The following is a 26,377-nucleotide window of genomic DNA, read 5'->3' as shown; positions in this document are numbered from 1 at the left end:
TGCCTTGCAGACGATCATTTTGGCATCTGTGGTGGTCTTTGAGGTAGTGGGGGCCCTTACTCACACGCATATCCCTGATTAATGCCGGAGAGGTACCGGTATTGAATCTACTATCCCAACGAAGTCCGGTGGGGTATAGCGAGGGCGTGCATCAGATCATCATCCATGTCAAAAACACCCTCGGCATTTCAGCCATCTCTGCCGAAAAGAACCCTTCAAGCATACGAATTGGCCATATAATGCGACAAAACGTGGAAGTACTATCGAATAAGGCTTTATTTAATGAAGTGTTGAAAACGCTCGGTCACTCTCGTTACGATAGTTTGCCGGTGGTCAATGATCAAAACGAACTGGTCGGTGTGATCAAATACGCCGATATTGCGGATGCGCTCTATGACCCTATCCTAAGAAATCTGGTTGTAGCCGATGACATGACCACCCAAAGATACTTGACGCTCACTCCTGAGGACACTCTTGAAAGAGCCATGGCCTCACTCAAAGATCACCCGAATGACAAATACCGCTTTGTTGTAGATAAAGACAATTCCAAAAAACTAGTGGGTGTCGTACGCCACAATGATCTGCTGTCTGCACAGATGCGCCTTCTGTAGTACCCTGTACTATCCACTGCTGGAATCAAGTAGGCTTGAAAAATCAAGGAAGTTGAATAACTACCTTGAGAAATTATGCGGATTTTTTAGAAACTGAAGATAGGTTTACGTCAACTTTAATCTGGAGGAAAATCCGTGCTCACCGGCGTGGCTTGGCTGCATCCGGTGAAGCCCCTTTGTATGCCTTGCTCTGTTCAGCTATTTCACTACTGATACCCAGTGCCTTGACACGTTCAACCCATTTCTTCCGCGCCAGCGCTCGCATATCTTCGACATTGTCTGTCTCATCCACGATTTCCATTCCCATCAGTGTTTCGATCAGATCTTCGAGTGTTATCAGTCCTTGCGTTCCCCCATGCTCGTCGACAACGACGGCAATGTGCTGATGATCCGTGAGAAATTGTTCGAACAACGTTGATAACGATATCAAGTTCGGGACTGCAAGAATGTCACGCCTCAAAGAGTGGAGCTCTTTATTTCCCTGCCCCAGCGCATTCAATGCCAGGACATCGTCTTTGAGAACGAAGCCGGTTATGTCGTCTATACCGTTCCTGTATATCGGCAAACGGGAGAAAGGCGTTGTCGTTACGTTCGTCAATGCATCAATGAGCGACATGTTTTCAGAAAATGCCGAGATTACCGTTCGTGGCGTCATAATATCTGTAATTCTTATGGACTCGAAACGGAATAGATTTCGAATTATCCGTGACTCACGCTTTTTGATATGACCGGTGTGTTCGCCGATCCTTGCCATGGCGGCGAACTCTTCACGGCTAAAGACGTACACATTTTTTCTGCGTGCAATCATCTTCGTTATTTTTTCCGAAATCCACACCACAGGAAAAAGCAATACCATCAGCAGTTGCACAAAAAACGCTGTTGGGCCAGTGAGCTTTGCCCAGTAGACAGCTCCGACCGTTTTGGGAATGATTTCGGAAATAAAAAGGATCATGAATGTCATGAACGCCGAAAAAAGACCAAACCAATAGGTCCCAAAAACCACGGTGGCTTTGGCCCCGGCGCCGATGGCCCCAACCGTATGGGCAATCGTATTCAACGTCAAAATGGCTGCTAACGCTTGATCCACTTTTTCCTGCTTCAACCGTTTCAAAATTGCCGCGCGTTTTGGTCGTTTCTCTTTCAGTCCTTCGATGTATGAAGGTGTGACACTCAAGAGAACCGCTTCTGCAACAGAACAGAGAAATGAGAAGCCCAATGCCAGAAACACATATGCGATCAATTGCAAAATATCAGAACTCATAGATTCACAGTTTGGTTGCGCCAGACTCTATGCCTCACCCGCAAGTGCAGGACTGAGCAACTCAATGGCAAAATGTCGATCGATCTTCATTGTATTGGTTTTGGTGGCGTTATCATTTCGGCGGAGATGATTTCAATACCAACTGCCGGTGATCAATGCTTGCGCTCCCGAATCGCCTCCAGCCGGTCATGGTTCAACGTATCGCCGCGGGGCTTTCTTCTGACATGCAGGGCGGCCTTCGCCAGCATGTTGGCGGTGATCGGGGCCGATAAAAAAATAAACAAAATGATCAAAAACTCTTTGATGCTGATGCCGCCCTCCTTGAATGAGAAGAAGACGATCGATGCCATCAGGATGGCCCCGATTCCGAGGGTCGATGCCTTGGTGGGGCCATGCAGGCGCATGTAAAAATCAGGCAGTCGAAACAATCCGATGGACCCGACCAACAGGAACACGCCGCCCACGATGAGGAAAAATCCGGTGATCAATTCTGCCATTGGCATGGTATGCCCCTCCTATTCGACAATATCACCCCGCAGGATGAATTTACACACCGCGGTTGTACTAACGAATCCCAGCATGGCGATGATCAGTGCCCCTTCATAGTAAAGCGGGGATTCCATAAAAATACCCAGAATGACGATCAGGGCGATGGCGTTAATGTACATGGTATCAAGGGCGATCACGCGGTCCAGCGTATGGGGCCCTATCATGAAACGCCACAGATTCAACAGCAGCGAGACGCCAATGATCGCACTGACGGCCAAAATAATCGCGTTTAACATCCGAAAATCTCCTTCAGCGGTTTCTCATACCGATATTTGATACGATCAACCAACTCGGTTTCGCTCTCCACATGCAGCGCGTGCACATAGAGTGTTTTTCGATCTTTGGTGATTTCGATGCTCACGGTGCCCGGTGTCAGCGAAATCGTGCTTGCCAGTATCGTAATTGGCAGGGCCTCTTTCAGGTCCAGCGGTATGGCGACAAATCCGGGCTGCAAGCGCTCCGGCACCCCCAGCACCTGTTTGGCAACGACAATATTGGAGACAACAATATCACCCACCAGCACCCCTAAAAAAGCAAACAGTCGGATTGGTTTTCTGACGGGCGTCGTGGTCGTTCGAATTCTGCTGACACCCAATGGGATGAGCCAGGCCAGAATTGCAGCAAGCAAAAGATTGCCGACCGTAAATCGGTGGGTCAACAACAACCAGACGACCAACAACAATGCGAAATTAAATGGATCGGGAAAATAGCGCCTAAGATTCATGGGTCTCATGGATTTGACTCCTGTCGCTCTGGGTCTGCGGTTGTATGATTGTCGGCCGCTGGCGAATATCTCTGGCGGCACCCTGGCCGTAGGCCAAAATTGAATCAGCGAAAACGGTCATCAATACGGTTGCCGACAGCAAAATGGATATAGCAACCATTTGGTTCAACCGCACGTTCTGGCCGCCCGACGCGTCTTTGGGGGAAACGTGCCAAAAAAAAGTACTGCCCGCCCTCGAAAACGCGACCAGCACCATCAGGCTGCTGATCAAGAGGGCCGGCCACACCCACACCTGCTCTGCAAAGCGGCTCGTTGACTGCAAGAGTAAGGCTTTGCCGACAAAACCGGACAGGGGCGGCAAGCCGATGGCAGCAATGGCAAAGGCGAAAAACACCCCTGATAAGAGCGTTGCCTGGTTTACCGGACGTGCCCTGACCATCTCATCCATGGCGACTCCCCGCTGCTTTCCGATCAGATCGGCGATCAGGAACAACGCGCCGGTGACAATGGTGGAATGCAGCATATAGTAAAAACCGACGAACAGGGATTGCCCGCCGTCGATCACAACGGCAAGCAGCAACGTTCCAACCGAAACGATTACTATGTTTGCCGTTATCAACCGCAGGGAGGCTGCGGCATAAACCCCCACACTTCCAATGGCAATGGTGGCGATGGCCAGCGGCCAAATCCAGGGCGTGGCGAGATTCGCCAATGCACCGGCCTCGTTTCCGAAAATACCGGCGAAAACCCGGCAGATCGAATAGAACCCCACTTTGGTCATGACGGCAAACAACGCAACCACCGCGGCTGAGGCCGCACCATAAGTCTTGGGCAACCAGAAATGCAGCGGCAGCAAGGCCGATTTCAAGCTGAATACCAGCAGCAAAAGCAAGGCGCCGGTTTTGGCCAAAGTCTGATCTTCGGGCAGGAGTTGTCCGACCCGATAGGACATGTCTGCCATGTTAAGCGAGCCGATGGTTCCATAAAGGGTACCCAGACCGACCAGAAAGAGCGCCGATCCGATTAGATTCAAGGTGACGTAATGAAAACCCGCCTTTGTTCTCTCACGCCCGCCCCCGTGCACGATCAGTGCATACGATGCAATCAACAGTATTTCGAAGAATACGAAAAGATTGAAAAGGTCTCCGGTCAGGAACGCGCCATTGATGCCCATGACCTGAAACAGGAACAGCGGATAGTAGAAAGACCCCTTTCGATCTTCTTTTTCGGCACTGTACAACCCGGCGCAAAAGGCAAGCACTGCGGTCAGAGCGATCAGCAAGGCTGCCAGGCGGTCAACGACAAACACGATGCCGAACGGCGGTTGCCAGCCCCCCAAGGCGTAGGTAAGCGTTTCACGCTGTGCCTGAAGAACCAATATTCCCCCGATGGCCACTAGCGCGATGAGTACCCCCCAGGCAACCCAGCGTTGCATTTTGAGCCGTGTGGATAAGGGCGGCAACAGCATCACGATGCCTGCCAACGATGGCAACAATACCGGAAGAATCGACAAATGGTTCATCAACGCCCGTTCCCCTGTTGAATGATGTTCTCTATGGCTTGCGGCTTCCCATCGACATGGTCGTTGCCCCAGTCGGCACAGGTTCGCATGGCAAGTACGACGAGAAACGCCGTCATTCCAAAACCGATAACGATTGCCGTTAGGACGAGTGCCTGCGGCAGCGGATCGGCGATTCGCTGGGATACCCCCAATATGGGCGCGGCATTGAGATGAAGGCGACCACTGGCGAAGAGGAATAAGTTGACGGCATAAGAGAGCAAGGTCAGACCGATGACAATGGTAAACGTGGTCCCGCGAAGGCACAGATAAACACCGCAACTGGTCATCACGCCAACGCAGAGAGCGAAAATCAACTCCATAACGGGTATCCTTTCATGGTTACTCGGGGATGGTTGTTAAACGCCCGAGTCTGGACAGGATCATCATGCAAGCGCCCACAACGGTGAGGTATACACCCAGATCAAAGGCCATCGCACTGGCCAACTCGATCTCACCCAACACGGAGACGTGCAAATGACCGTGCCAGCTCTTCAAAAATGGTTGTCGCCAGAAAAAACTGCCGACGCCGGTCGCAGCAGCAATCAGTAAACCACTGCCGATCAGATATTGATAATTGATGGATAACCGGGCTTTCAACCAGGCGTGTCCTTGCGCAATATATTGCTGCACCATCGCCACTGAAGTGATCAGACCGGCGATGAAACCCCCTCCGGGCAAATTATGTCCACGCATGAAAATATAGACCGATACCATTATGGCCAGCGGCAATAACGCCTGGGAAACGACGGACAGCATCATCGGATGTCTGTCGCTCGCCCAACGCAACCCATCGGCATCCACCTCAGTTCGAACCGGACGCATGCCTTCAACCAGTTTGCTGATTCCCAGGGCGGCGATGGCCAGCACACTGATCTCGCCATAGGTGTCAAATCCGCGGAAGTCGACCAAGATAACGTTCACAATGTTCGTGCCGCCTCCCAGGGCTTTGGCATTTTCCACGAAATACCCGGAGATGGATTCGAGCGGTCGGGTGATGAGTGCAAAGGTGATGGTCCCGAAGACACCACCGATCAACACCGCCAGCGATGTATCTCTGATGATTCTGTTCGGGGAAGAAAAATTGCGGATCCGCTGAGGCAGGAAGTGAAGGGCCAGCAAAAGCAGCACAATCGTGACCACTTCCACGGCCAATTGGGTCAATGCCAAATCGGGTGCAGAAAACAGCGCAAAGGCAATGGCGACCACCATGCCCACCACGGAAAGCAGCAGGATCGCAATCAATCGCTGGTGATGCCAGACGACGGTGGCGACGGAACTGACACAAAGCAAGGTGGCACCAGCGATCATGACAAAATCGATGGGGATTTGGGGTCTTGCACCGATGGTCATGTCGAGTTCCATCAACGGCACCATCGAAAAAACCAGGGCCACGAAAAAGAGCCAAAACACGGCGCGCTGCATGGCGCCGTTGTCAAACCAGTCCAGGCTGCGGCGCATGCGCTGCTGCAGCCTGTTGAGCGCATCATCGAACCGTTGGCTCTCGTTGTACTCCGGAAAATAGGTTTGAAGCCTGAAGAGCCGCTGCCGGTTATAATAGAGGAGACCGCCGCCGAGAAGAGCCAAGACGCTCATCAGCAACGGAAGATTCAATCCATGCCAAATGCTCAGGTGGTATTCGGGCAAACGGTCACCCAACACGACCGTTGAGGCGGTGGCGAGCACATCCCCAACGGTATATTCCGGGAAAATGCCTACAATCAGACACAGCGCAACCAGGATCTCGACCGGTACGCGCATATAGCGGGGCGGTTCATGGGGCGTTCTGGGCAAATTCTTCGGCTCGCCGTTGAAGAACACATCGTGGATGAACCGAAGCGAGTAGGCGACGGAGAAAGCACCACCGATGGTGGCAAACACAGGCACCATCCAGGAAATGGACCCCAGCGTGCTTTGGTACAACGTTTCCGTAAAAAACATCTCTTTGGACAAGAATCCGTTGAGCAGCGGTACGCCGGCCATCGCCGCGGCGGCCACCATGGCCAGGGTGGCCGTGATAGGCATATGGTTCCAGAGACCGTTTAGTTTGCGCATGTCCCGGGAGCCGGTTTCATGATCAATGATGCCGGCCGCCATGAACAAAGATGCCTTGAAAATGGCATGGTTAATGACATGAAAGACGGCGGCTACCGCAGCAAGCGCGGTTCCCATGCCAAACAGCAACGTGATCAAACCCAGGTGGCTGATCGTGGAATAGGCGAGCAGTCCTTTCAGATCGTGTTTGAACAGTGCATGGTAAGCGCCAAAGAGCATCGTCAGCATGCCGGTAACGCTGACGATCAAGAACCAGCTCGTGGTCCCGGAAAGGACGGGGTACAATCGCGCCAGCAGGAAGATGCCTGCTTTTACCATGGTTGCCGAATGCAGATACGCGCTGACCGGTGTCGGTGCAGCCATGGCATGCGGAAGCCAAAGATGAAACGGAAATTGTGCCGATTTGGTAAACGCCCCCAATAAAAGTAGAAGGAGGATGGTGTGATATCGGCTGGAATGGCGTATCAATTCGCCGCTTGAAAGCACCTGATCGATGTTGAAAGAACCGACGATTTGGCCCATGAGGATAAAGCCGCCCAGCAATGCCAGTCCACCGGCACCCGTGATCGTCAGGGCCATGCGTGCCCCTTTGCGGGCGTCACTGCGATGGTGCCAGTATCCAATCAGCAAGAATGAACTGATGCTGGTGAGCTCCCAGAAAAACCAGAGCAAAAGCAGATTGTTGGCGAGCACGATACCAACCATGGATGCCATGAACAGCAACAAATAGGCATAAAATCGACCGGCCGGATCCGCAGCAGACAAGTAGTAGCGGGCATACAGGATGACCAGCAGGCCGATACCGAGGATCAGGGTAGAAAACAATAAGGAGAGGCCATCCAGGCGGAAAGCGATGTTCAAACCGAGCATGGGGATCCAGTCCGTATCATAGCGAAAAACATGTCCGTCGAAAATGCGCGGGATTCGGAAAGCCACGGCGGCCATAGCGATTGCCGGAGAAAGCGCGGTGATTGTCGTGCAGGCGCTGCGTCCCCAACGCGCGGCCATCAATGGTCCGATCGCACCCAGGACCAATACCGTGGGAATCCAAAAAAGACTCATATGTCCCCGATCTTCGCATCCCTGGCGACGGGGTGCATTTTAGAATGACGATGTATCATCGGCTTGTAAGATACGGACATCATTGCCATGTGAATCCGCTCCAGTGGCCGGCACACGTGTCGTCATCGCGATTCTGGTGCCGGGGGTTCACGCCGTCCCTGGTGGGAGGGGCTTATATATTACATGGTTTTTCCAGAAAGCAAAAGAGATACCAATTGGCATGCGGCATGACCGGCTCTGATCCAATGTCATTTTTTACTAAGATTTCAATACATAGTGCTTTCAGGGGGGCGACACGGAAAGGATGTCAGAGGGAAGGTGGCCGAGGGGAAAGCGGCCTCGGTGGGGAGAAACGCACCGCTATTGTTGATTGGAAGCTATTTTTTTCAGTTTTTCCCGCAAGGTCTTTCTGTCTATTTTCAAAATTTTTGCGGCTTGCGTTTTGTTGCCGCCGACACTGGCCAGCACATTCTGAATGTACTCGTGTTCGACAGCCGCCAATGAACGATTCAGGCCCGCCTGGTGTTCGATCGAAAAACGCATTCTCCCGGGTAAATCAACAATATCCACGTTATTTCCGTCCACGCTGACGATCAGTTTTTGAACCAGGTTTTCCAATTCTCTGACATTTCCCGGCCATGAATAGGCTGTCATGGCATTCATTGCGCGATCCGAGAAAGACAACGGTTCACGACCCATCTCCTTACAGAGTTGGGCCGCGAAGTGCTGGATGAGCAAAGGCACGTCCTCGCCGCGTTCGCGCAATGGCGGTATGGGAATGTCGATCACATCGATGCGGTAATACAGATCTTCCCGGAACAATTTCCTATTGATGAGGTCCAGAAGGCCTTTGTTCGTGGCCGCTACAATTCTTGCATCGACTTTGATGATCTGACTGGAACCGACTTTGATGATCTCCTTGTTTTGCAGCACGCGGAGCAGCTTGGCCTGAAGGTTTTGGCTGGCGTCTCCGATTTCATCCAGAAACAAGGTGCCACCGTCGGCCACTTCAAAAAAACCTGAACGGGTCGCATTCGCACCGGTAAAGGCGCCTTTCTCGTGGCCGAAAAGCTCACTCTCAATGAGACTCTCGGGGATTGCCGTGCAGTTCACCGGGACAAATGCTGCCGATGAACGTGGACTGTGGTAGTGAATGGCCCGGGCGACCAGTTCCTTGCCCGTTCCGCTTTCACCTGAAATCAGAACGTTGGCTGTCATGGTAGCCGCCTTGGCAATCAGCTTGGATACCTTTTTCATGGGGTCGCTGTTGCCGACGATGCCAAAGGATACGTCCAATTCCAATACACTCTGTGCCGCACGCTGCGCTGTCAACCGGTCAAGCGCCCGTCGAACAACAGAAAGCAATTCATCATCGGTATAAGGCTTGGCCAGAAAATCATCCGCACCGATCTTAATCGCCTCGACCGCACCCTCGATGGACGGATAGCCGGTGACCATGATAACGGCCGTATCGTTAAAATTTTCGCTCACGTGGCGGACGAGTTCAAACCCGCTGTACTTTGGCATTTTCATGTCCGTAATCACCAGATCAACTCGCTGATCATTCAATATGTTGACGGCCTCCGGTACCCCCTCACAGGTGATCACTTCGTAGCCCGACCGGGCTAAAATTCGTTTGATGATTTCCAATGCATTGCGGTTGTCGTCAACTGCCAAAATCGAAAATCCATGTTCAGATTGAGTCGTCATTTAATCCTTTTGTCTTATCTATATGGGAAACTTGATCTCAAACGTTGAGCCGTGTCCTCTTTTGCTGTCAACCTCGATGCATCCACCATGCTCATTGACAATCCCATAAACCACGGAGAGTCCCAGTCCGGTACCTTCATCGACGTCTTTGGTGGTAAAGAAGGGAAGAAAAATCTTATCCTTATTCTCTTCTTCGATACCTTGCCCAGTGTCCTCGACGCGGATCGACGCCCAGTCTTCCTGTGATATGGTCCTGATGGTCAGCGTACCGCCGTCAGGCATGGCCTGGATGGCATTGATCACGACATTGACAATCACTTGATTAAGCTGTGCAGGGTCGCCTTTCACGATCGGCAGTCCTTCATCTCTCTCCACAACGATCTGGATTCCCCTTTTTGCACATTGCGATTCAAAGAAATCGATCCAATCACCAACCAGTTTATTCAGATCGGACTGTGCTTCCTTTGGATGTGTCTGTCTACCAAAATACAATACTTTCTTTATAATTTCTCTTGCATACAACGTTGATTTTACTATTTTGACCAAGTCTCGATAAACATCATCATTCAAATCAGGAGAATTGGACGCCAATTGGGCAAACCCCAGAATATCTCCCAATGGGTTGTTCAATTCATGGGCGATTCCTGCGGCCAATTGACCGATGGTCGCTAAACGGTCCGCATGTCTGAGTTGTTCCTCCAGGATTTTCTTTTTGTCCAATGCCTCTTTTCGGTCGATGATGTAAGCAACCTTTTTTGCTACAGCCTCCAGCAGGTTGTTTTCTTCAATGGTACAGTTGCCCTCTGCGCTTAGTGCAAAGGATCCGTCCTCAACACAGCCAATTTCAAGCTGCCCACGAACTTCACCATTTACGACAATAGATTTTTGTGTGCTGGACGTAGAGAACTTAAAACCGGGGGATCGATAACACGTTTCGCCAATCGAAATAGACGCAGCAATCTTCTCGGGATATTCGAAGGCCTGCGGTACCAACTCGATGATGGATAGTATGGTTTTTTCAAATGCATTGGTACCATCGACCACCAGCTCGGAAATCTGATACAGGCATTTTAGTACTCGGATTTTTTCAATGAGTCCGGCTTTTTCATCAGTTGAAAGGTTGCATGAACGTTTGTCCCCGTGCTGATTGACATAATTAAGATTTTCGTCGTGTACCGCCATTTGCACTGTCCTCAAATTTCTAAATCTTTATCAAAGAATTTAGTGACCATCCGAAAATAGAAAAATTAGGTCGAGATCAAGGCGCAGGAAAAATTTTGCCACAGGCGCCCCGCAGGAAGTGCCACGATCAAAATTTGGATCTCAACTCGATTATGATGACAGCTTATTGGTGAAGCAAATCTACTTTCTAAAACACGGGCCTCTTTACCATGCCAAACAAGAAGTGATTGTATGTAGTCTATTTATCGCCCAGTTTGCAGCTGACTTGAGCGGTCATTAACCATCCAAAATTGCAGTTAAAAAATAAAAATGGCATACGAGTTCCAATAAGAGCAGAAATCGAAAACAAAAACGACGATACAGAACATTTCAAATCCTTTCCGTATCGCCATTTTTATGTATAGCCAATTGGCTGATTTTTACTATCACTTTATATTCATATAGGTTACGGTGAATCGGCGGGATCAAGAACCGCATCAATGACATGAATCACACCGTTGGAACAGAGCACATCGGTTATGGTTACCGTTGCCTGTCGATTCCCTCCGAGATTCAATATCAGCTCACTGGCTGCCAGGTCAAGGCTCATGGTTCCACCATTCAACATGGTAACGCTTTGTCCATCCAAAGCGATCGCTGCGGTTGACAGTACAGATCCATCAAAGACGTGGTACAGCAATACATCAATCAACGTCGACTGATTGGCTTCATCCAAAAGAAAATCAACGGTGCCGGCAGGCAAGAGGTCAAAGGCATCATCGGTGGGCGCGAAAACCGTGAACGGGCCCGTTCCGGATAAGTCATCGTCAAGCTCAGCAGCCTGCAAGGCGGCAACCAGCGTACCGAAATTTCCATTTGCAGCAGCAGTATCGACGATGTTATCCACCGCATCGCCGGGGTCGAGAACAGCGTCGATTACATGAATGACACCATTGGTGCACTCAATATCGGTGACCGTCACCATGGCCTCCCTGTTTCCATTGAGGTTAAGGATCAGGTCGCCGTCGACTACATCGATTCTGACATTCAGGGCGTTGAGCATCACCGCACTGGTCCCGTCCAAGGCAATTGCATCGCTTGCCGGGACCTCGCCGTCGATCACATGATACAGCAGCAGATCGATCAGTGTAGCCTTATTGGCCGGTTCAAGAAGCGCATCCACGGTTCCCGCAGGCAACAGGTCGAAGGCATCATCGGTGGGAGCGAAAACCGTGAACGGACCGTCTCCGGACAGGTCATCGTCAAGCTCGGCAGCCTGCAGGGCAGCGACCAAGGTGGTAAATCGTCCGTCGTCTACGGCGGTTTCCACGATGTTCAGCGTTGGTTCCGAACTGACCGGTGCATGATCATCGCTATCACTGCATGCAAGCAGGAAAACAGATAGTAAAAACAAAGATATAATTGATAAGAATTTTGAGTCGATAGATTTCATTGGCTTTCCTTCCTTTTGCTATTGATCAAATCGTTAAGAGACAGTATTGACATCAATTAACTGGATGCAATGATAGGAGAAAAGGAATGTAGTGGTAGGTGAATACTGCCGGAACACCTGTTTTACTGATACTTCATTCGAAGTAAATATAGGGAATAGTTCAATTGTCCCGATGGGTTGAGCTGAACATCCAATGATTCCTGACCATCTTGCGCCTTGACCTATACAACATCCATATTCTATTTTGAATAGTAGTATTTGTCATTGGCCTTCTTCATAGGACTCGGGCAGGGCGTTTATAGCAGCATCTGACGGCAACGTGGGCTTCGCCCTCCCTGTTAAACTTCACTACCGAGTGGGCCTTTGCCGAACGGTAAGCAGCCATTTTCGACTTCGAAGGACTCGCGGGCGGACCGGGTCGGGCATTGGATCTGGCGTTAAAATGGCGATACGATCTGAATGATCGCCTGAGCCTATGAGGCGGTTACCGGTTACCGGATACTGGAAGGTGGCGTCGATGGTGATGATGTATACAATTTAAGCTGGTTCAATTATGGGGTTGCAACTGTGGGATATCAATTTTGACGGGTCCGGTTGTTGATGCCAACACCAGAAGGATTCGATAAATGTCCATAACATGAAATGCCATTAAAACCGACCCTTTTTGACCCCTATCAGTTTCGTTGGGACGATTCAGCCGCCAACACACTACTTCAAACCTTGACCTTAGCATGATCTTGGTACTATGATCCAATCAATTGCTACAAGGATTGCTCCCAATCAAGATACCGATCCTATGGTTCGCGCCTCTCTTTTGTCTTGTTCATAAACAATCTTGCCGTTCTTTTTGAGCATGGTCCACCTTGTAGTTTTCTCCATATTTGTTTCGATGTCTCATTATTGAAAAACAAGGAGGAATGGGAATGGATGTTAAAGACTTTTGTTCGGCAATGGAATCGGAGATGACCTCGTGGAAAGCCAAAATGTACGATGCCATGCGAAAGATCGATAAACTCGGAACGGCCGAAAAAGAGAAGATGCTAATGAACATTCAGGATCTTAACATGCTGGTGGACGATATGGCCAAACGGGTTGAACAACTTCGTACGGAGTGTCCGTCGGATTGGAGCCCCATTAAAAAAGAACTGGAACAGGGTTCCATCGACATGCGCGGCAAGTATGAGGAAACCATGGAATACGTCGGCAAAGCCGCTCCGGTTTCCGTTCCCGGATAATCGAGGCGCCCATCGATACGATAAAGGCCGGATGCGATCATTCGGCCTTTTTACCATGTGATTATTGGGCCTTCCCGATACGTCTTGCCTTAACAGGGTTATGGTAAATATGATCCGACCCATTCAATTCGTTTTGCTCGGCGTGGTGACGTCAATCCTTTTCCTGAACGCTTGCACCGGATCGTTGCCATCGGCAAGCATAAAAGGTCCGTCCACTTACCGCCAAGACATGGATCTTGTCACCGGTGGATTTCAGCGCGATTACCGTGTGCACATTCCTTCCGGATATGACGGTTCGATTCAATTGCCGCTGGTCGTGGTCATCCACGGCGCCTTCGATACGGCCAAGGGCATGGAGCGGTTCTCCGGATTCAGTGACCTCGCCGATCGGGAACAGTTCATCGTCCTTTACCCGGAAGGCATCGGTATCTTAGGCTTTCTGCAACATTGGAATGCGGGACACTGCTGCGGAAAAGCCGCCGAAGACCAGATCGACGACGTGACCTATCTGAAAAAGGCCATCGACGATGTCTGTATGCGCCTGGCGGTTGATCGACGCCGTGTTTACATGACGGGCTTTTCAAACGGTGGGATGATGACCTATCGATTTGCAGCCGAACACAGTGATATGCTTGCCGCAGTTGCCCCCATCGCCGCCAGCATCGGCGGCCGCCCAACTGCCGACGCCCCCCAATGGTGTATCCCAGCCCCCCAAAAACCACTGCCCATTCTTATCGTTCATGGCATGGATGATGACGATATCCCCTTCGAGGGCGGACGATCGAGGGCCCGCAAGGGTGAACGAACATTTATCTCCGTTCACGATTCGGCTCAATTTTGGATTGAAGCCAACGGCTGCAAGGGCTCACCGGCCTTATCCGGTCTCTACCATGGAGCGGTCGAAGTCCAGCGGTGGGACCACTGCATGAATGCATGCGCTACGGTCTTGTGCAAAGTTAAAAAGTGGGGACATCGTTGGCCAGGTCCATATTTCACCGCCCAACTGCCAGATGATGACCCCCTGTTGGATTTTGATATCGCAGAAATGATCTGGTCATTTTTCAAGCAATTCCCTTGACCTCTATGTTTCACAACACGTAAAAATGACAGGCCGATCTTTCTATTGTCCATGCAACGGTTAAGGAGAGCAAACGATGAAACCCGGTCATGCTGTTTTTGATATATTCGATAGAGACGATGGCCCAATTTCTCATATGCATTTGAAGAGAATTCTCTTTAAACCATCATCGCGAATCGCATACAAGGACCTTGTCGAATGCAATCATCCCATCGCATCCTTTTAATTGTACTGTTTGGTGCTGCCCTTGCGGGAGGGCTTTTTTTCTGGAACCGCCAGGCCGATGAGCGCGGCCGTATTCAAGACCATACCCGTATCATCACCCCGCGGGGAAGTCTGGCGGATATTGAAAAAACGACCATCTCCATTTTCAACGCCGCCGCACCGTCGGTGGTCTACATCTTCACCGAAAACGCGGTCTCCGGTTTTTTTGGTGCCCGGCAGGTCCGCCAGGGCGCCGGTTCGGGATTTTTGTGGGACGATAAAGGGCATGTGGTGACCAATTACCATGTCATTGAGGGGGCCCGACGCATCCAGGTCCGGCTGGACAGCGGCGAAGCCATCGACACCACCTTTGTCGGCGGTGCGCCGGATTACGACCTGGCGGTGATCCGTCTTCGGCGGCAACCGACCGACATCCGACCGATCCCCGTGGGCACATCCGGCGACCTGCAGGTTGGCCAGAGCGTGCTGGCCATCGGCAATCCCTTTGGTTTGTCGCGCACGCTAACCACCGGTGTGATCAGCGCCCTGAACCGACGCTTGCCCACGGCCACCGGAAGAGAGGTGGCCGGCGTGATTCAGACCGATGCGGCCATCAATCCGGGCAATTCCGGTGGGCCGCTGCTGGATTCGAGCGGACTGTTGATCGGCGTCAATACCGCGATCATCTCCGGATCCGGCAGTTCCGCCGGCATCGGTTTTGCCGTACCGGCGGACGTGGTCAATACGGTGGTGCCGCAATTGATCGCCAGGGGCAAATTCCCCCGGCCGGGAATCGGAATCGCCGTTCTGGATGATCAGGCCGCCGCCAGTATGGGCGTCGTCGGCGTGGTGATCGACCGGGTCATGCCCGGCTCGGAAGCCGATCGCGCCGGGCTCGAGGGTATCGATTACCGGCAGCGCATCCTGGGAGACATCATTGTCGCCGTGGAGGACCAACCCGTCGCCGACACCGACGATTTCGTGCGCATGCTGCAGACATTTGAGATCGGTCAATCCATCCGTCTGACGGTTCGGCGGGGTGATCGCGAGCGTCCGGTGACGGTGACAATCATGGATATCTCCTGATTCAGCGGGTCGTCCGTCGGTTCCCGCAGGCGGTGCGACGACTGCGGGTTTCCGGCCACCCATTTCACAAGGACCGCATCCCTTGAAACGCCGCATTACCCTTGTTGGTGGCATCCTGGTTGACCAGGTGATGGTCAGCGAATTCAAGGCCTTCGCCCCCGATGACAGTTTGCAGCGCGCGGCGGCGTTTACGCTGGCCGGCACCCAGAAAGATTTCCCGGTCGTCAGCGACGCCATTCTGGAGGGGGTTCTGCGGCAGACCGACCTTCTCACGGCATTGTCCAGTAAGGATGACCAGGCAACGGTGGTATCGATCATCCGCAGGGATGCCGCTTCCGTCGAATCAACGGAAATGCTGGACTCGGTCGTCACCAAACTGAGTGAATGTCGATGCGATCTGCTGCCTGTAACCCGGGAGGGGAAGCTCGTCGGTGTTGTGACGACAGACAGCTTAAGTGCGCTCATACGGCTTCGGGAAGCTACGGCCAACCAATGAGAAAAGGAGTCGACCATGGAACTGGATATACATGCAATCGGCCAACAAGCGGTTCAGCTTTGGGATCATTCGCAGGCGTCGCTGGGCGACTTCTGGCGTCAGAAACCACTGGTGCTGGTTTTTTTAAGGCATTACGGCTGACCGTTTTGTCGCCAACAGGTGGCGCAGTTGCGCCGCGAAAAAAAATCCTTTGACCGCCTCGGTGCTGACGTGGTGCTTGTTGGGCTGGGCAGCGTCGAGCAAACGGCGGCATTCAAAGAACGGTTCAACGTTCCTTTTCCTATGATTGCCGACCCGGAAAAACGGCTCTTCGAGGCTTTTCGTCTCAAACAGGCCTCGGCTGTGGCCCTGCTCTCTGCCAAAATGGTATTCCGGGGGGTCACGGCCATGGCCAAGGGGCACGGTATGGGCGTTCCCCAAGGCGACGTGCGCCAGCTCCCAGGGGTCTTCATCATCGGCACCGACGGCCGCATCCTGTTCAGCCACCATGCTTCCGGACCGGCTGATCATCCGTCGCCTGATGTACTGCTGGATGTGCTGAGCAGTGAAAGCGCTACATGATCATTTGGTGCGACACTTATCTCAATAAATCTCAGGTCGGCATATTTCTGTGATAGATTCTTTTTGCTGGTCTAATCTGCACCGAACGGGCATTTCGGCCACCTCAATATCTTGTATTTTCTATACAATCTGATATGCTCTGCAAATCCATGCTTGAATGACCATCGTTGACGTGTGCACCATCGGGCCACTGGTGATTAGGCAGCAAGGATATAAAGAAAATCATTGAAACACTTTCATTTCATCAACCAGATAAGGAAAAAGCATTGGATGACTTTCAACTTTTGATAGACCTTCATAAAAATGCGAACCGGCAAGGCCCAGGTGGTGATGCAGAGTCGGAGAAAGCCCTCAATTTGGCGATGATAGACCGAACTGCGCCGTTAAAAATTGCCGATATCGGTTGTGGCACGGGGGCTTCTACCCTGTTGCTGGCCCGCTTATTGGACGCTCGAATTACGGCAGTGGACTTCCTTCAGGATTTTCTTGACGTGCTTGAAGGCAGGGCAGAACGCATGGGGCTTTCCGATAAAATAACGACCGTTTGCTGTTCGATGGACAATCTGCCGTTTGGCGACGAGGAATATGACGTCATCTGGTCCGAGGGATCGATATACAATATCGGTTTTGAAAAGGGCGTAAAGGACTGGAAGCGTTTTCTCAAAACGGGCGGAATGATCGTCGTTTCGGAGATCACCTGGCTAACGGCTGACCGTCCGTCCGGACTTCAGGAATATTGGAAAAACGAATATCCAGAAATCGACATGGCATCCTCAAAGATAGATATTCTGGAAAATAACGGCTATTCACCAGTTGCCTACTTTGTTTTACCGGAGCATTGCTGGTTGGATAATTATTACCGACCTATGCAGGACGGTTTTGAAGCGTTTCTAAAGCGGAACGGTAACAGTGAAAAAGCACAGGCAATCGTGAATGCCGAAAAAAAAGAAATCGCTCTGTATGAGAAATACAAAGCTCAATACAGCTATGGTGTCTATATTGCCAGAAAATTAGTTTAGTTGATATCGGAGGCCAGTTTGAAGGTTAGAAGAACTGAAATAAATGATCTGGATCAACTTGTCGAATTCACCGCAGCAGAAGCGCGAGAAGCTGAGGGACACGAAAAGGATACCAAGACATTAAGGGACGGAATCAAAGCGGCACTTGAGGACCGTTCAATTGCCATGTATTGGGTGCTGATGAATCAGAACAATGAACCGGTAGGCAGCGCATCCGCTCTGAAAGAGTGGAGTGATTGGAGTGCTGGATATTATTGGTGGATTCAAAGTATGTACATCAAACCGGACTATCGTGGAAAAGGGTATATGGATTTACTGTTGGATGCGATTAGATCGGAAATGAAGGAACAAAATGGTTTGGAATTACGGCTATATGTACATGAGAATAACCAGGCTGCCATAAAGGCCTACGGTAAAGCGAATTTCACTTTTTCGAAATACAGGATCATGATCCAAAAATAGCAGGTACAAATCAATCTGAATGACGAATTAATATGACAGCAGCAAAGGTGCTGCCTACGATATCCATTTGCTAAATGCATATTTTCTGTATTCCTTGACATTTATGGGTTCTGGCAAGATACATGAAATTTCGAACATGCCGTTTTTCGTGGGATAACCAAAACATACCTTCCGGGCCGGATGATTTTAATATCAATGCCCGCTAAGCAACTATTCAATCTTTTAATTAAGCTCGCCGCCCCAAGAAATTTCAATTTATAACATCTGAACTATCGCCATGCCCCAAATCAACACCTATCTCCGTTACAATCTGATATACTGCAATAAGTCTAACCTGAGAGATTGCTGTTGATGTGTATCCCATAGAATCGCTGGCAATTAACAGAATGACGGATTAAGATTGGTCTTCGAATAGCAACCCTTTTGTTGAAACATTCCTTATTCACGGATACTGAAAGTATTCGTGAATATGAGATTCATGAGACTTGAGGACGAACGAAAAATAAAAGGATAGTTATGCTGAGCCCGATAGCAAAAAAGGCGATTGAAGTGTATGGCGGTGCTAACCTTTGGCTAAATTCCGATGTTATTGAAGCAGAAGTAAGTGTTAAAGGATTAGCCTTTACACTTAAAAGAAGACAGTTTTTTAATCGCGCCAACATAAAAATGGCAATAAATCGGCCATATTCAATACTTACACCAATTGGTAATGATAAAAGGATTTCTGGAATACTTGATAATGGCAATGTTAGATTAGAAAATCAAAGAAATGAAATAATTGCAGAAAGGAAAAATGCCAGGACGTATTTCCCATATGGGCGAAGACTATTTTACTGGGACGACCTGGATATGGCATACTTTGCCAATTATGCGTTTTGGAATTATTTTACATTCCCTGCTCTATTAATGAATAAAGAAATAATCTGGGAAGAAAAGACCGATAGTTGCCTGCAAGCAACCTTTCCCAACTCGATTCCCACTCACAATGCCATACAATCGTTTCATTTTGATGTGGATAATGGACTTTTATTTCAGCATGATTACACAGCCGATATAATAAGCAAGTATGCCCAGGCAACCAATGTTGTTTTAAAGCATGAAGAAAAAAATGGCGTACTATTTCCTTCAGTAAGAAAAGTAACACCAAGAGGCCTCAGCGGCAAACCCATGAATTGGCCAATATTAATAGAGATAAAAGTTCATGCTTTTGAAGTGATAAGAACCGCCAGCAATAGAATTTGAAAATGCCACTGTTAAAGATCCAATTATTCGTAGATAACACTCAGTATAGCCTATTTATGAGTACCGAAAAAAACGCTATGACATGGGCACCAAATTTTTAAGAATCGAAATTAGATTTATTAGATGGAGATTAACGTCGTCGTAGCTTCTGGCTCGAAGGCCTGCCTGAAAGCTTCGACGTGGACACCGTTACGTTGGTGAATAAATCCAGCCCTTTCAAGGTAGTACTATAAATTCTCTAATGAGATTATGAGAACTCATAATAATGATTAACATTTCTCTCGGTTTGAGATAAAGCATGGCCGAAAATCATACTTGGGGGGATCATTATGTTGAGTTCTGTGTTCGAGCCGTTTGTGGAACAAAGCCCGATTTGCGTCATGGCCCGGGGCCTTATGGAACGTGTATTGAATCCGGACCAACTGAACGAGTTGTTCAACTATTCGTGATCTTGGGGGCACCATGCCGCCACTGTTGCCGGGAAAACGGATCAAACTGCTCGATGGCAATTGCATTGAAAAAAGTCAGCATCGGCTCAAAGAGCTGCGCGATATCAGTTCCGGTCCACTTCCGGGTAAATCATTGGTTGTATACGACATCGAGCGACGTTTGCCCATCGAAGTCATTCCATATCGGTTCACGGCGATAATGGCAAAGAACACATCTTCAGGCGCATTCGCGTAAAACTGAAGAAAAAAACACGCAATGGCGACACCGAGATATGTATCATTTCAAATTTATCCAAGGGTGCCGCCAACGCTAAAACCATTACTTTATTATATCAAGATCGGTGGACAATCGAAACAGCGTTTCAGCATCTGGCTCAAGATCTGAACTCAGAAATAAACACCTTGGGCTACCCTCGGGCCGCATTGTTCGGTTTTTGTGTCGCTTTGGTGGCGTATATCATCATGTCAGTCATCAAAGCTGCATTAGGTAGCGTACATGGTGCTGACGTTATAGACCAACAGTTATCGGGCTATTATGTTTCAAATGAAATTTCAACCATTTATCCAGGCATGAAGATCGCCATTAAATCTGACCATTGGCAAGTGTTTCATAAGATGACAGATGCCCAAATGGTGAAGGTGCTCAGAGATCTTGCATCAAAGGTAGAGCTTTCAAAATTCAAAAAGCATCCCCGAGGACCGAAAAAACCGAAACCAAAACGAAAAAAGATAAAAAACAAGCCACACGTTTCGACTTTTAAATTGCTCCAAGAAAGGAATAAGCAATAGTACTACCTATAAAGGGCTGGATAGCCAGCACCTGCATGACTGTCCATTAATATTCCATTCCCTTTATCATTGACCTTCTATTCTAACATTTGACAAAAAGCGTTTGCTGGGGCTACTTTATATTTGGAATGAGCGTAATTATGAGAATATTGATATCCCAAGCATCAACCAAAATGATCAAAACACTGTTACTTATAATTGGCATGAAGTCTTATTTTTGACGGACATCGTATATATTGATGTAATCGGATACGTTATAAGTGAATAGACCATATCGGCTGTTTGATTATGGATAATTTTGCATTTGTTTTACACCCTATAAACACAAAAGCCGATGTAGCGAAAAAATATAAATTTTTACGATATTTCCCAGAATCGTTGATCAATTTTATTTCTCGCTATTTCCCACCCGCATACCTGTCCCACATTACCGGTATTCGTTCAGCTGCAAACGGAAAACAAATCGAGGGCTGGTTTGTTGGTTGTCCATTGACTACGCGTCGAATGATGACGATTCCAGTCGAAGAAGCTTACCATAAAATCGCTCAAGCTTGCAGATTAGGCCAGCGAATGGGGGCCAAGATTATCGGTTTGGGGGCATTTACATCAAGCGTTGGCGATGCGGGTATCAGCATATCCCGCATGCTGGACACACCAATCACAACCGGCAACAGCTATACTGTAGCTGCAACCGTTCAAGCCATCATTGATGCGGCCCGGCTGGAGGGTTATCGTCTGGAAGAGGCTGTCGCGGCAGTTGTGGGTGCAACCGGATCAATAGGCCAAGCCTGTGTGAAAAAATTAAGTCCTCTGGTCAAAGAAATTATACTCATTGGTCGTTCCGACGAACGCCTGGCGGCAGTTAAACGCCTATCCACTCAATTTGGTGCTAAGCGGGTGCGATGGGCTACGACTTGCAACGCACTGGCTGATGCGCAGTTGATAATAACGGCTACAAACGCCAGACAAGGATTCATAGAGTCGTCACATTTATCCAGCGGTGCAATCATCTGTGATGTTGCACGGCCTTTTAATGTTACCGCCGATGTACGCCATCACCGCAAAGACGTTCGCGTTATCAATGGCGGGATGATAGAAATTCCGGGAAAGGTCGATTTTCGTTTTGATTTCGGTTTACCCCCTCGAATGGCTTATGCCTGTATGGCGGAAACGATGGTATTGGCATTGGAAGGACGTTATGAAAGCTATACAATCGGTCGAGATATATCCGTCGATCAGATAGACGAAATTTCTCATTTGGCTGAATTGCATGGTTTTCGTGTGCAAATCAATCAATGGGCCCCTTAGAAGAATGGAAGACAAAAGATGGCGTTAACATACATCGTGATCTGTCAAATGCAACACAACTGCTATGGACGTTTATATATATTAATTCAATATATTAAGCCACATCATACAAGATCTTGTGGCTCCAATTTCCCGATAAAATCAACGCTTAGTTCTGCGTATCTTTATTTGAAAGTCTGAGTGGGGTGAAGCCGGCAATCGGTTTTTTGAATATTCCGGGACAATACTGCCAGCCCAACATATCGGCTGAATCCGTCGAGGCCATGGTCGGGACAGCGGTCCAGACCATGGTTTTCCAATGCATTGATCGCAGACTCCACGGCTGCATGTTTACGCCGGGCATGGATAAAATCTTCTGTATTTTCGATTTGATGTGCTTCTTTTGAAAGTCGCCCCTTTCGCGGCAGCACGACTTGATCCAGCAGCGGTTTAAGTTCCTGTTGATTTTGCGGGCTGTGAAATCCTTTATCGAAGCTGCAGTTGGTCAGCCCGTTATACTTTTTCTGGGTATCAGCAACCATTTCCACTGCTATCTGATCGTCCGTCTGATCTACCATCACATGGTGATGAAGGATAAAGCCGTGCTGATCTTCAAGAATACAAACTTTTAGCCCCAACTCCTGTGGCACACCCGCCTTGCCTTTGCTGATCCATTCGGTATGTTCTTCAAATATCGAAAATACCTTTTCGCTATGGGGAATCTTTTCGCCTTTTACCACCCTGCGGAAAATCTGATCGATTTGGCGTTCTGCATGGAGGATAAATTTTTCGATCATCATGATTTTCGCTATATTTCCCATGCCGGACTGCTTTAAAAATGCAAGCGAAAATTTGGCTCGTTCAACATACGAACTGACCAAATCGATATATTGCTGGTGGGCCTTTATGATCCGCTGTTCTTGTTCCGCTTTGCGTTTTTCGCTTTTCGCATTCGACCGTTTGAGTCTAAGGGCCAGGTTAAACGCCTTTTTGATTTTACGAAGGATATACTCGCTTTGACGCCATTCGGTAATCCCCATTGAAAAACACTCCACGGCGATCAAGGTAATTATTTTTCGTATCGCATCCCAAAGTAAATTGATATCGGTTGGATAATGGACATCGGTTTCTACCACGAAGGAATCGCATCTTCCTCTTAAGGATTCTGTATCACATCCCAGCATTTTGTGGCCGGCCTTTACCACCACTTGATTGATCTGGTCGATATGCTCCGGGGTAAACAGGGAGACGTTGTCCTTTAGGGTTTGCAACGCATACCGGGCATCAAAATCGAAAATCGTATGGCCTAAAAATTCTCGCACGGTTTTATGATTGTTGGCGATCTCCAACAGCTTGTCGTAATCCCAATTGCAGTTGAGCCGTAACGTACCCAGCACTAAAATGGACCACAATTCCATACCGGGCCTGCCGTTTCCAGTATCGATATCATCCGGTACGACCTGTTCCAAAATCTCAAATACCCTCTGCCGAGTCGGACGATCATTGTAGATGGCCTGCAGACCCAATAGAAGTTGCGGGATTTCGTCCCGAGAGCGAAGATCCAGTTCGATTTTTGAGATATCCACTTGGCCAATTTTCAGTTGATTTTCGATGATTTTTCTCATAGCCTTTTTTCACGAAGATTTTTCGTTTTTGGTCTGAAAAGCTGATTCGCTAAAATCAGTAAAAGTTGATTTTTCTTGTTTAACCAACATGTTAACTATCGACTATGGCCTTCGGATGCAAGTAAAAACTGCACCGAATCGAAAAATCTTCGTTTTTATTTTCCAGGCTAATTCATTGAAATTCTATCCTTTTCGGCTTTCCGGCCAGGCACTAGTTAGACGGTGCCAAAAAAAATGTAAAAAAAACGGAAAAAGTTGATGATTTACAATTTTAAAGACACGACGCGCGTAGGCATCTTTATAGCAGCCCTGCTCATTTCAATGGGAGCGCCCGCCATGGCAATCGAAGAGCCAAGCTACCGCGTTCTGGAAACCCAAGGCGACTTTGAATTGCGCAAGTATTCACCATATATTGTGGCAGAGACCTACGTGCAAGGGGATTTCGAAGCGGTCGGGAGTGAAGGCTTTCGACGTTTGGCAGATTACATCGGGGGAAAGAACCAAAAAAAGGAATCCATTTCAATGACTGCCCCCGTCAGCCAGGATCCTGCATCCGAAAAAATTGCCATGACCGCCCCAGTCAGCCAGGCGCGGGAAAACGGTCGCTGGCGCATTGCGTTTATGATGCCATCCGCCTACACCATGGATACACTGCCAATTCCGGATGACGAGCGGATTGCGTTGAGGGAAGAGAAAGAAAAAACCGTGGCGGTTATCAGATATTCCGGAACCTGGGGTAAAAAGCGATATGAGGAACATGCAACCAAACTCATAGAATGGATATCCAAAAAAGACTGGAAAATTATCGGCGCGGCGATATGGGCGCGATACAATCCACCCTTTGTGCCATGGTTTATGAGAAGAAACGAAATTTTGATTCCAGTTCAAAGCCAATAAATCATCAGTGAGTTTTATCTAAAATCATTTTTTAACCAAAGCAATGATGGAGGGAAGAAATGACTCCCTCTTGACTGGCTTTTGAATTACATATCCCGTTCCATAGGCATTGGTACTTTTTGAAGAACTGGCTTCGGGGCGAAGTGTTACAAACACCGAACAATCTGGTTTTCGCAAGATATTCGGCTGTAAAAATCGATTTCAACGAAGTCTTCGCTGGATATGGGATGATAGTATTCCATATCGTCGTTGCCCTCCGGTTACTCTATAGCTGGGAATATACATGTTGTGGCTCTTAAAATAGTTGCCCGAGTTGGTTTGACAAGCATGAACAGCGGCCAAAGATTGAATTATTATTGGGATTAAAATGATAGGATTGACCAACCAGTTAAAGAAGGGACGGGTGAATGACGAAAAGCGTGTGGCACATCAACAAGACCATCGACCTGGACCTGCCTGCGGATCGGGTCTTCGCCTATTTGTGCCGGTGGGACACGGTGGAGGAGTGGGACCCCACGGTTTTCGCGGCGCGTAAACTCACTAAGGGAATGCCGGGTGTGGGCAGCCGCTTCGCGGTCAACCTGCGCATGGGATGGAAGCGGATCCCCATGATCTACCGCATCCGGGAGATGGCCCCGCCGCGTCTGATCGTAATGGCCGGCCAGGGGGCCGGCTTTCGCGCCGTTGATCGGATCCGACTGGAGCCGCGGCCGGTCGGCACCCGGCTGACCTACGCGGTCGAGATAACCTTCGACCAGCGCCATTCCCCATTGGCTGACCGCATCGGGCGGGCGCTCTTCGATCATTATGCCAGCTGGACCATCCGACGGTTGCAGGCGGTATTGAACGGATTCCCCCGATCCGTGCCGACGCTCACCCCCATGACCCGTTTGGCCGACCGGGCCATCCTGCCCGGCCTTATAGGTTTCACCTCCCTGGGCTACACGCTGGGAAAACATCGCCGGCCGGTGGCGTCCGCCCTGTACGCCGGGCGGACCATGGTGCTCACCGGCGGAACATCCGGCATCGGCAGGGCGGTTGCCCGCGAACTGGTTCGCCGGGGAGCCAAACTGGTGGTCGTCGGCCGGGATGCCGAAAAACTGAACCAACTGCGCAAAGAGCTGGCAGGGCTGCCTGCCGAGGGCACCATCGAAACCGAGCAGGCCGATTTGAGCCTGCTGGCCGAGGTGCGGGACCTGGCCGCGCGCCTGCTTCGCCGCCATGATCATATCGACGTCCTGATCAACAATGCCGGCGCTCTGTTCAACCGCTACCATCGAACCCGAGAGGGTATCGAGCGGACCATGGCCACGGATCTGGTTAGCCCCTACCTGCTGACCCGCCTGTTGCTTCCCCCGCTGAAAGCCTCCGGCGACGCCCGGATCATTAACGTGGCCTCCGGGGGCATGTACACCCAGGGGATGCGCGCGGAAGGGCTCACTCCGCGTCCCTCCGATTACGATGGTCCCACGGCCTACGCGCAGGCCAAGCGGGGCCTGGTCATTCTTGCCGAGACGTGGGCCCGGAAGTGGGCTGCTTCGGGAATCAGCGTGCATGCCATGCATCCTGGTTGGGTCGACACCCCCGGCCTGGAACGGTCTCTACCGGCCTTTCACCGACAGCTGCGCCCCTGGCTGCGGACACCGGCGCAGGGCGCCGATACAATCGTCTGGCTTGCGGCTGCGCCAGACGCCCATCGTGCATCCGGCAGTTCTGGCTGGATCGAAAAATCCGTACGACCCATGTTTTTGGCCACACACGCAGTTCATCAAAAGACAATCTTGAACTGGTAAAGGCTTTGGA

25 protein-coding genes are annotated in these 26,377 nt (G+C 49.8%); 14 read left to right on the top strand and 11 right to left on the bottom strand.

All coding sequences use genetic code 11. From position 1 onward, the window contains the following. Positions 1-101 precede the first annotated feature (101 nt). A complete protein-coding gene (locus Dvar_RS35615) occupies positions 102-611 on the top strand; it encodes an HPP family protein (protein WP_419658027.1) in 510 nt (169 codons plus the stop codon). Between the two features lie 139 nt (positions 612-750). On the opposite strand, the gene Dvar_RS35610 is transcribed toward Dvar_RS35615, so the two are convergent. The 10 genes from Dvar_RS35610 to Dvar_RS35565 form a co-directional block, all read right to left on the bottom strand. Continuing rightward, positions 751-1,872, bottom strand: coding sequence for a hemolysin family protein (locus tag Dvar_RS35610; RefSeq protein ID WP_419658026.1), 1,122 nt, complete (start codon positions 1,870-1,872; stop codon positions 751-753). A gap of 152 nt (positions 1,873-2,024) precedes the next feature. After that, positions 2,025-2,375, bottom strand: coding sequence for a Na+/H+ antiporter subunit G (locus tag Dvar_RS35605; RefSeq protein WP_419658024.1), 351 nt, complete (start codon positions 2,373-2,375; stop codon positions 2,025-2,027). A gap of 12 nt (positions 2,376-2,387) precedes the next feature. Then, entirely contained in the window at positions 2,388-2,657 is a 270-nt protein-coding gene (locus Dvar_RS35600) for a K+/H+ antiporter subunit F (RefSeq protein ID WP_419658022.1), read from the bottom strand. Further along, entirely contained in the window at positions 2,651-3,154 is a 504-nt protein-coding gene (locus tag Dvar_RS35595) for a Na+/H+ antiporter subunit E (RefSeq protein WP_419658020.1), read from the bottom strand. The genes Dvar_RS35600 and Dvar_RS35595 overlap by 7 nt, the downstream gene beginning before the upstream one ends. Next, a complete protein-coding gene (locus Dvar_RS35590; protein ID WP_419658018.1) occupies positions 3,135-4,667 on the bottom strand; it encodes a monovalent cation/H+ antiporter subunit D in 1,533 nt (510 codons plus the stop codon). The genes Dvar_RS35595 and Dvar_RS35590 overlap by 20 nt, the downstream gene beginning before the upstream one ends. Then, the gene (locus Dvar_RS35585; RefSeq protein ID WP_419658016.1) at positions 4,667-5,026 is read right to left on the bottom strand and encodes a Na+/H+ antiporter subunit C; all 360 of its coding nucleotides are present in this window, start codon (positions 5,024-5,026) and stop codon (positions 4,667-4,669) included. The genes Dvar_RS35590 and Dvar_RS35585 overlap by 1 nt, the downstream gene beginning before the upstream one ends. Before the next feature lie 19 nt (positions 5,027-5,045). Then, positions 5,046-7,820, bottom strand: coding sequence for a monovalent cation/H+ antiporter subunit A (locus Dvar_RS35580; protein WP_419658014.1), 2,775 nt, complete (start codon positions 7,818-7,820; stop codon positions 5,046-5,048). A gap of 360 nt (positions 7,821-8,180) precedes the next feature. After that, a complete protein-coding gene (locus Dvar_RS35575; protein WP_419658012.1) occupies positions 8,181-9,530 on the bottom strand; it encodes a sigma-54-dependent transcriptional regulator in 1,350 nt (449 codons plus the stop codon). An 18-nt stretch (positions 9,531-9,548) separates the two neighbouring features. Then, positions 9,549-10,712 (bottom strand): sensor histidine kinase, encoded by a 1,164-nt coding sequence (locus Dvar_RS35570; RefSeq protein WP_419664207.1) that lies wholly within the window; start codon positions 10,710-10,712, stop codon positions 9,549-9,551. A 445-nt stretch (positions 10,713-11,157) separates the two neighbouring features. After that, positions 11,158-12,144 carry a fasciclin domain-containing protein gene (locus Dvar_RS35565; RefSeq protein ID WP_419658010.1) on the bottom strand — a complete coding sequence of 329 codons (987 nt, stop codon included), beginning with the start codon at positions 12,142-12,144 and terminating at the stop codon, positions 11,158-11,160. Between the two features lie 923 nt (positions 12,145-13,067). Here Dvar_RS35565 and Dvar_RS35560 point away from each other — a divergent pair. The 11 genes from Dvar_RS35560 (at position 13,068) to Dvar_RS35510 (ending at position 22,073) form a co-directional block, all read left to right on the top strand. Then, positions 13,068-13,379 (top strand): hypothetical protein, encoded by a 312-nt coding sequence (locus tag Dvar_RS35560; protein WP_419658008.1) that lies wholly within the window; start codon positions 13,068-13,070, stop codon positions 13,377-13,379. Between the two features lie 109 nt (positions 13,380-13,488). Next, a complete protein-coding gene (locus Dvar_RS35555) occupies positions 13,489-14,457 on the top strand; it encodes an alpha/beta hydrolase family esterase (protein ID WP_419658006.1) in 969 nt (322 codons plus the stop codon). 198 nt (positions 14,458-14,655) lie between these two features. Then, complete coding sequence (locus Dvar_RS35550) at positions 14,656-15,747, top strand: S1C family serine protease (RefSeq protein ID WP_419658005.1); 1,092 nt, start codon at positions 14,656-14,658, stop codon at positions 15,745-15,747. An 82-nt stretch (positions 15,748-15,829) separates the two neighbouring features. Then, the gene (locus tag Dvar_RS35545) at positions 15,830-16,243 is read left to right on the top strand and encodes a CBS domain-containing protein (RefSeq protein WP_419658003.1); all 414 of its coding nucleotides are present in this window, start codon (positions 15,830-15,832) and stop codon (positions 16,241-16,243) included. A gap of 15 nt (positions 16,244-16,258) precedes the next feature. Beyond that, entirely contained in the window at positions 16,259-16,804 is a 546-nt protein-coding gene (locus Dvar_RS35540) for a SelL-related redox protein (protein WP_419658001.1), read from the top strand. 266 nt (positions 16,805-17,070) lie between these two features. Beyond that, a complete protein-coding gene (locus Dvar_RS35535) occupies positions 17,071-17,823 on the top strand; it encodes a class I SAM-dependent methyltransferase (RefSeq protein ID WP_419657999.1) in 753 nt (250 codons plus the stop codon). A gap of 18 nt (positions 17,824-17,841) precedes the next feature. Further along, positions 17,842-18,285, top strand: a complete 444-nt coding sequence (locus Dvar_RS35530; protein WP_419657997.1) for a GNAT family N-acetyltransferase — start codon at positions 17,842-17,844, stop codon at positions 18,283-18,285. Between the two features lie 516 nt (positions 18,286-18,801). Next, on the top strand, positions 18,802-19,527 hold the full coding sequence (locus Dvar_RS35525) for a hypothetical protein (protein WP_419657995.1): 726 nt from the start codon (positions 18,802-18,804) through the stop codon (positions 19,525-19,527). 462 nt (positions 19,528-19,989) lie between these two features. Then, the gene (locus Dvar_RS35520) at positions 19,990-20,211 is read left to right on the top strand and encodes a hypothetical protein (protein ID WP_419657994.1); all 222 of its coding nucleotides are present in this window, start codon (positions 19,990-19,992) and stop codon (positions 20,209-20,211) included. Between the two features lie 227 nt (positions 20,212-20,438). Further along, on the top strand, positions 20,439-20,765 hold the full coding sequence (locus tag Dvar_RS35515) for a hypothetical protein (RefSeq protein ID WP_419657992.1): 327 nt from the start codon (positions 20,439-20,441) through the stop codon (positions 20,763-20,765). A gap of 288 nt (positions 20,766-21,053) precedes the next feature. Further along, positions 21,054-22,073 (top strand): hypothetical protein, encoded by a 1,020-nt coding sequence (locus tag Dvar_RS35510; RefSeq protein ID WP_419657990.1) that lies wholly within the window; start codon positions 21,054-21,056, stop codon positions 22,071-22,073. Between the two features lie 164 nt (positions 22,074-22,237). On the opposite strand, the gene Dvar_RS35505 is transcribed toward Dvar_RS35510, so the two are convergent. After that, complete coding sequence (locus tag Dvar_RS35505; RefSeq protein ID WP_419657988.1) at positions 22,238-23,677, bottom strand: ISNCY family transposase; 1,440 nt, start codon at positions 23,675-23,677, stop codon at positions 22,238-22,240. A gap of 258 nt (positions 23,678-23,935) precedes the next feature. Here Dvar_RS35505 and Dvar_RS35500 point away from each other — a divergent pair, with 258 nt between their 5' ends. After that, positions 23,936-24,574, top strand: a complete 639-nt coding sequence (locus Dvar_RS35500; protein WP_419657986.1) for an SOUL family heme-binding protein — start codon at positions 23,936-23,938, stop codon at positions 24,572-24,574. 407 nt (positions 24,575-24,981) lie between these two features. Next, on the top strand, positions 24,982-26,367 hold the full coding sequence (locus Dvar_RS35495) for an SDR family NAD(P)-dependent oxidoreductase (RefSeq protein ID WP_419657985.1): 1,386 nt from the start codon (positions 24,982-24,984) through the stop codon (positions 26,365-26,367). The last annotated feature ends 10 nt before the right edge of the window (positions 26,368-26,377 follow it).

This window comes from Desulfosarcina variabilis str. Montpellier (assembly GCF_048565275.1).
GTDB lineage: Bacteria > Desulfobacterota > Desulfobacteria > Desulfobacterales > Desulfosarcinaceae > Desulfosarcina > Desulfosarcina variabilis.
This window is presented reverse-complemented; position numbering and strand designations above follow the sequence as displayed.

Coding starts and splice junctions, on each gene's coding strand:
- Dvar_RS35610 (WP_419658026.1), bottom strand. CDS start 1,872: ATGAGTTCTGATATTTTGCAATTGATCGCATATGTGTTTCTGGCATTG.
- Dvar_RS35605 (WP_419658024.1), bottom strand. CDS start 2,375: ATGCCAATGGCAGAATTGATCACCGGATTTTTCCTCATCGTGGGCGGC.
- Dvar_RS35600 (WP_419658022.1), bottom strand. CDS start 2,657: ATGTTAAACGCGATTATTTTGGCCGTCAGTGCGATCATTGGCGTCTCG.
- Dvar_RS35595 (WP_419658020.1), bottom strand. CDS start 3,154: ATGAGACCCATGAATCTTAGGCGCTATTTTCCCGATCCATTTAATTTC.
- Dvar_RS35590 (WP_419658018.1), bottom strand. CDS start 4,667: ATGAACCATTTGTCGATTCTTCCGGTATTGTTGCCATCGTTGGCAGGC.
- Dvar_RS35585 (WP_419658016.1), bottom strand. CDS start 5,026: ATGGAGTTGATTTTCGCTCTCTGCGTTGGCGTGATGACCAGTTGCGGT.
- Dvar_RS35580 (WP_419658014.1), bottom strand. CDS start 7,820: ATGAGTCTTTTTTGGATTCCCACGGTATTGGTCCTGGGTGCGATCGGA.
- Dvar_RS35575 (WP_419658012.1), bottom strand. CDS start 9,530: ATGACGACTCAATCTGAACATGGATTTTCGATTTTGGCAGTTGACGAC.
- Dvar_RS35570 (WP_419664207.1), bottom strand. CDS start 10,712: ATGGCGGTACACGACGAAAATCTTAATTATGTCAATCAGCACGGGGAC.
- Dvar_RS35565 (WP_419658010.1), bottom strand. CDS start 12,144: ATGAAATCTATCGACTCAAAATTCTTATCAATTATATCTTTGTTTTTA.
- Dvar_RS35560 (WP_419658008.1), top strand. CDS start 13,068: ATGGATGTTAAAGACTTTTGTTCGGCAATGGAATCGGAGATGACCTCG.
- Dvar_RS35555 (WP_419658006.1), top strand. CDS start 13,489: ATGATCCGACCCATTCAATTCGTTTTGCTCGGCGTGGTGACGTCAATC.
- Dvar_RS35550 (WP_419658005.1), top strand. CDS start 14,656: ATGCAATCATCCCATCGCATCCTTTTAATTGTACTGTTTGGTGCTGCC.
- Dvar_RS35525 (WP_419657995.1), top strand. CDS start 18,802: ATGCTGAGCCCGATAGCAAAAAAGGCGATTGAAGTGTATGGCGGTGCT.
- Dvar_RS35520 (WP_419657994.1), top strand. CDS start 19,990: ATGCCGCCACTGTTGCCGGGAAAACGGATCAAACTGCTCGATGGCAAT.
- Dvar_RS35515 (WP_419657992.1), top strand. CDS start 20,439: ATGTCAGTCATCAAAGCTGCATTAGGTAGCGTACATGGTGCTGACGTT.
- Dvar_RS35510 (WP_419657990.1), top strand. CDS start 21,054: ATGGATAATTTTGCATTTGTTTTACACCCTATAAACACAAAAGCCGAT.
- Dvar_RS35505 (WP_419657988.1), bottom strand. CDS start 23,677: ATGAGAAAAATCATCGAAAATCAACTGAAAATTGGCCAAGTGGATATC.
- Dvar_RS35500 (WP_419657986.1), top strand. CDS start 23,936: ATGATTTACAATTTTAAAGACACGACGCGCGTAGGCATCTTTATAGCA.
- Dvar_RS35495 (WP_419657985.1), top strand. CDS start 24,982: ATGACGAAAAGCGTGTGGCACATCAACAAGACCATCGACCTGGACCTG.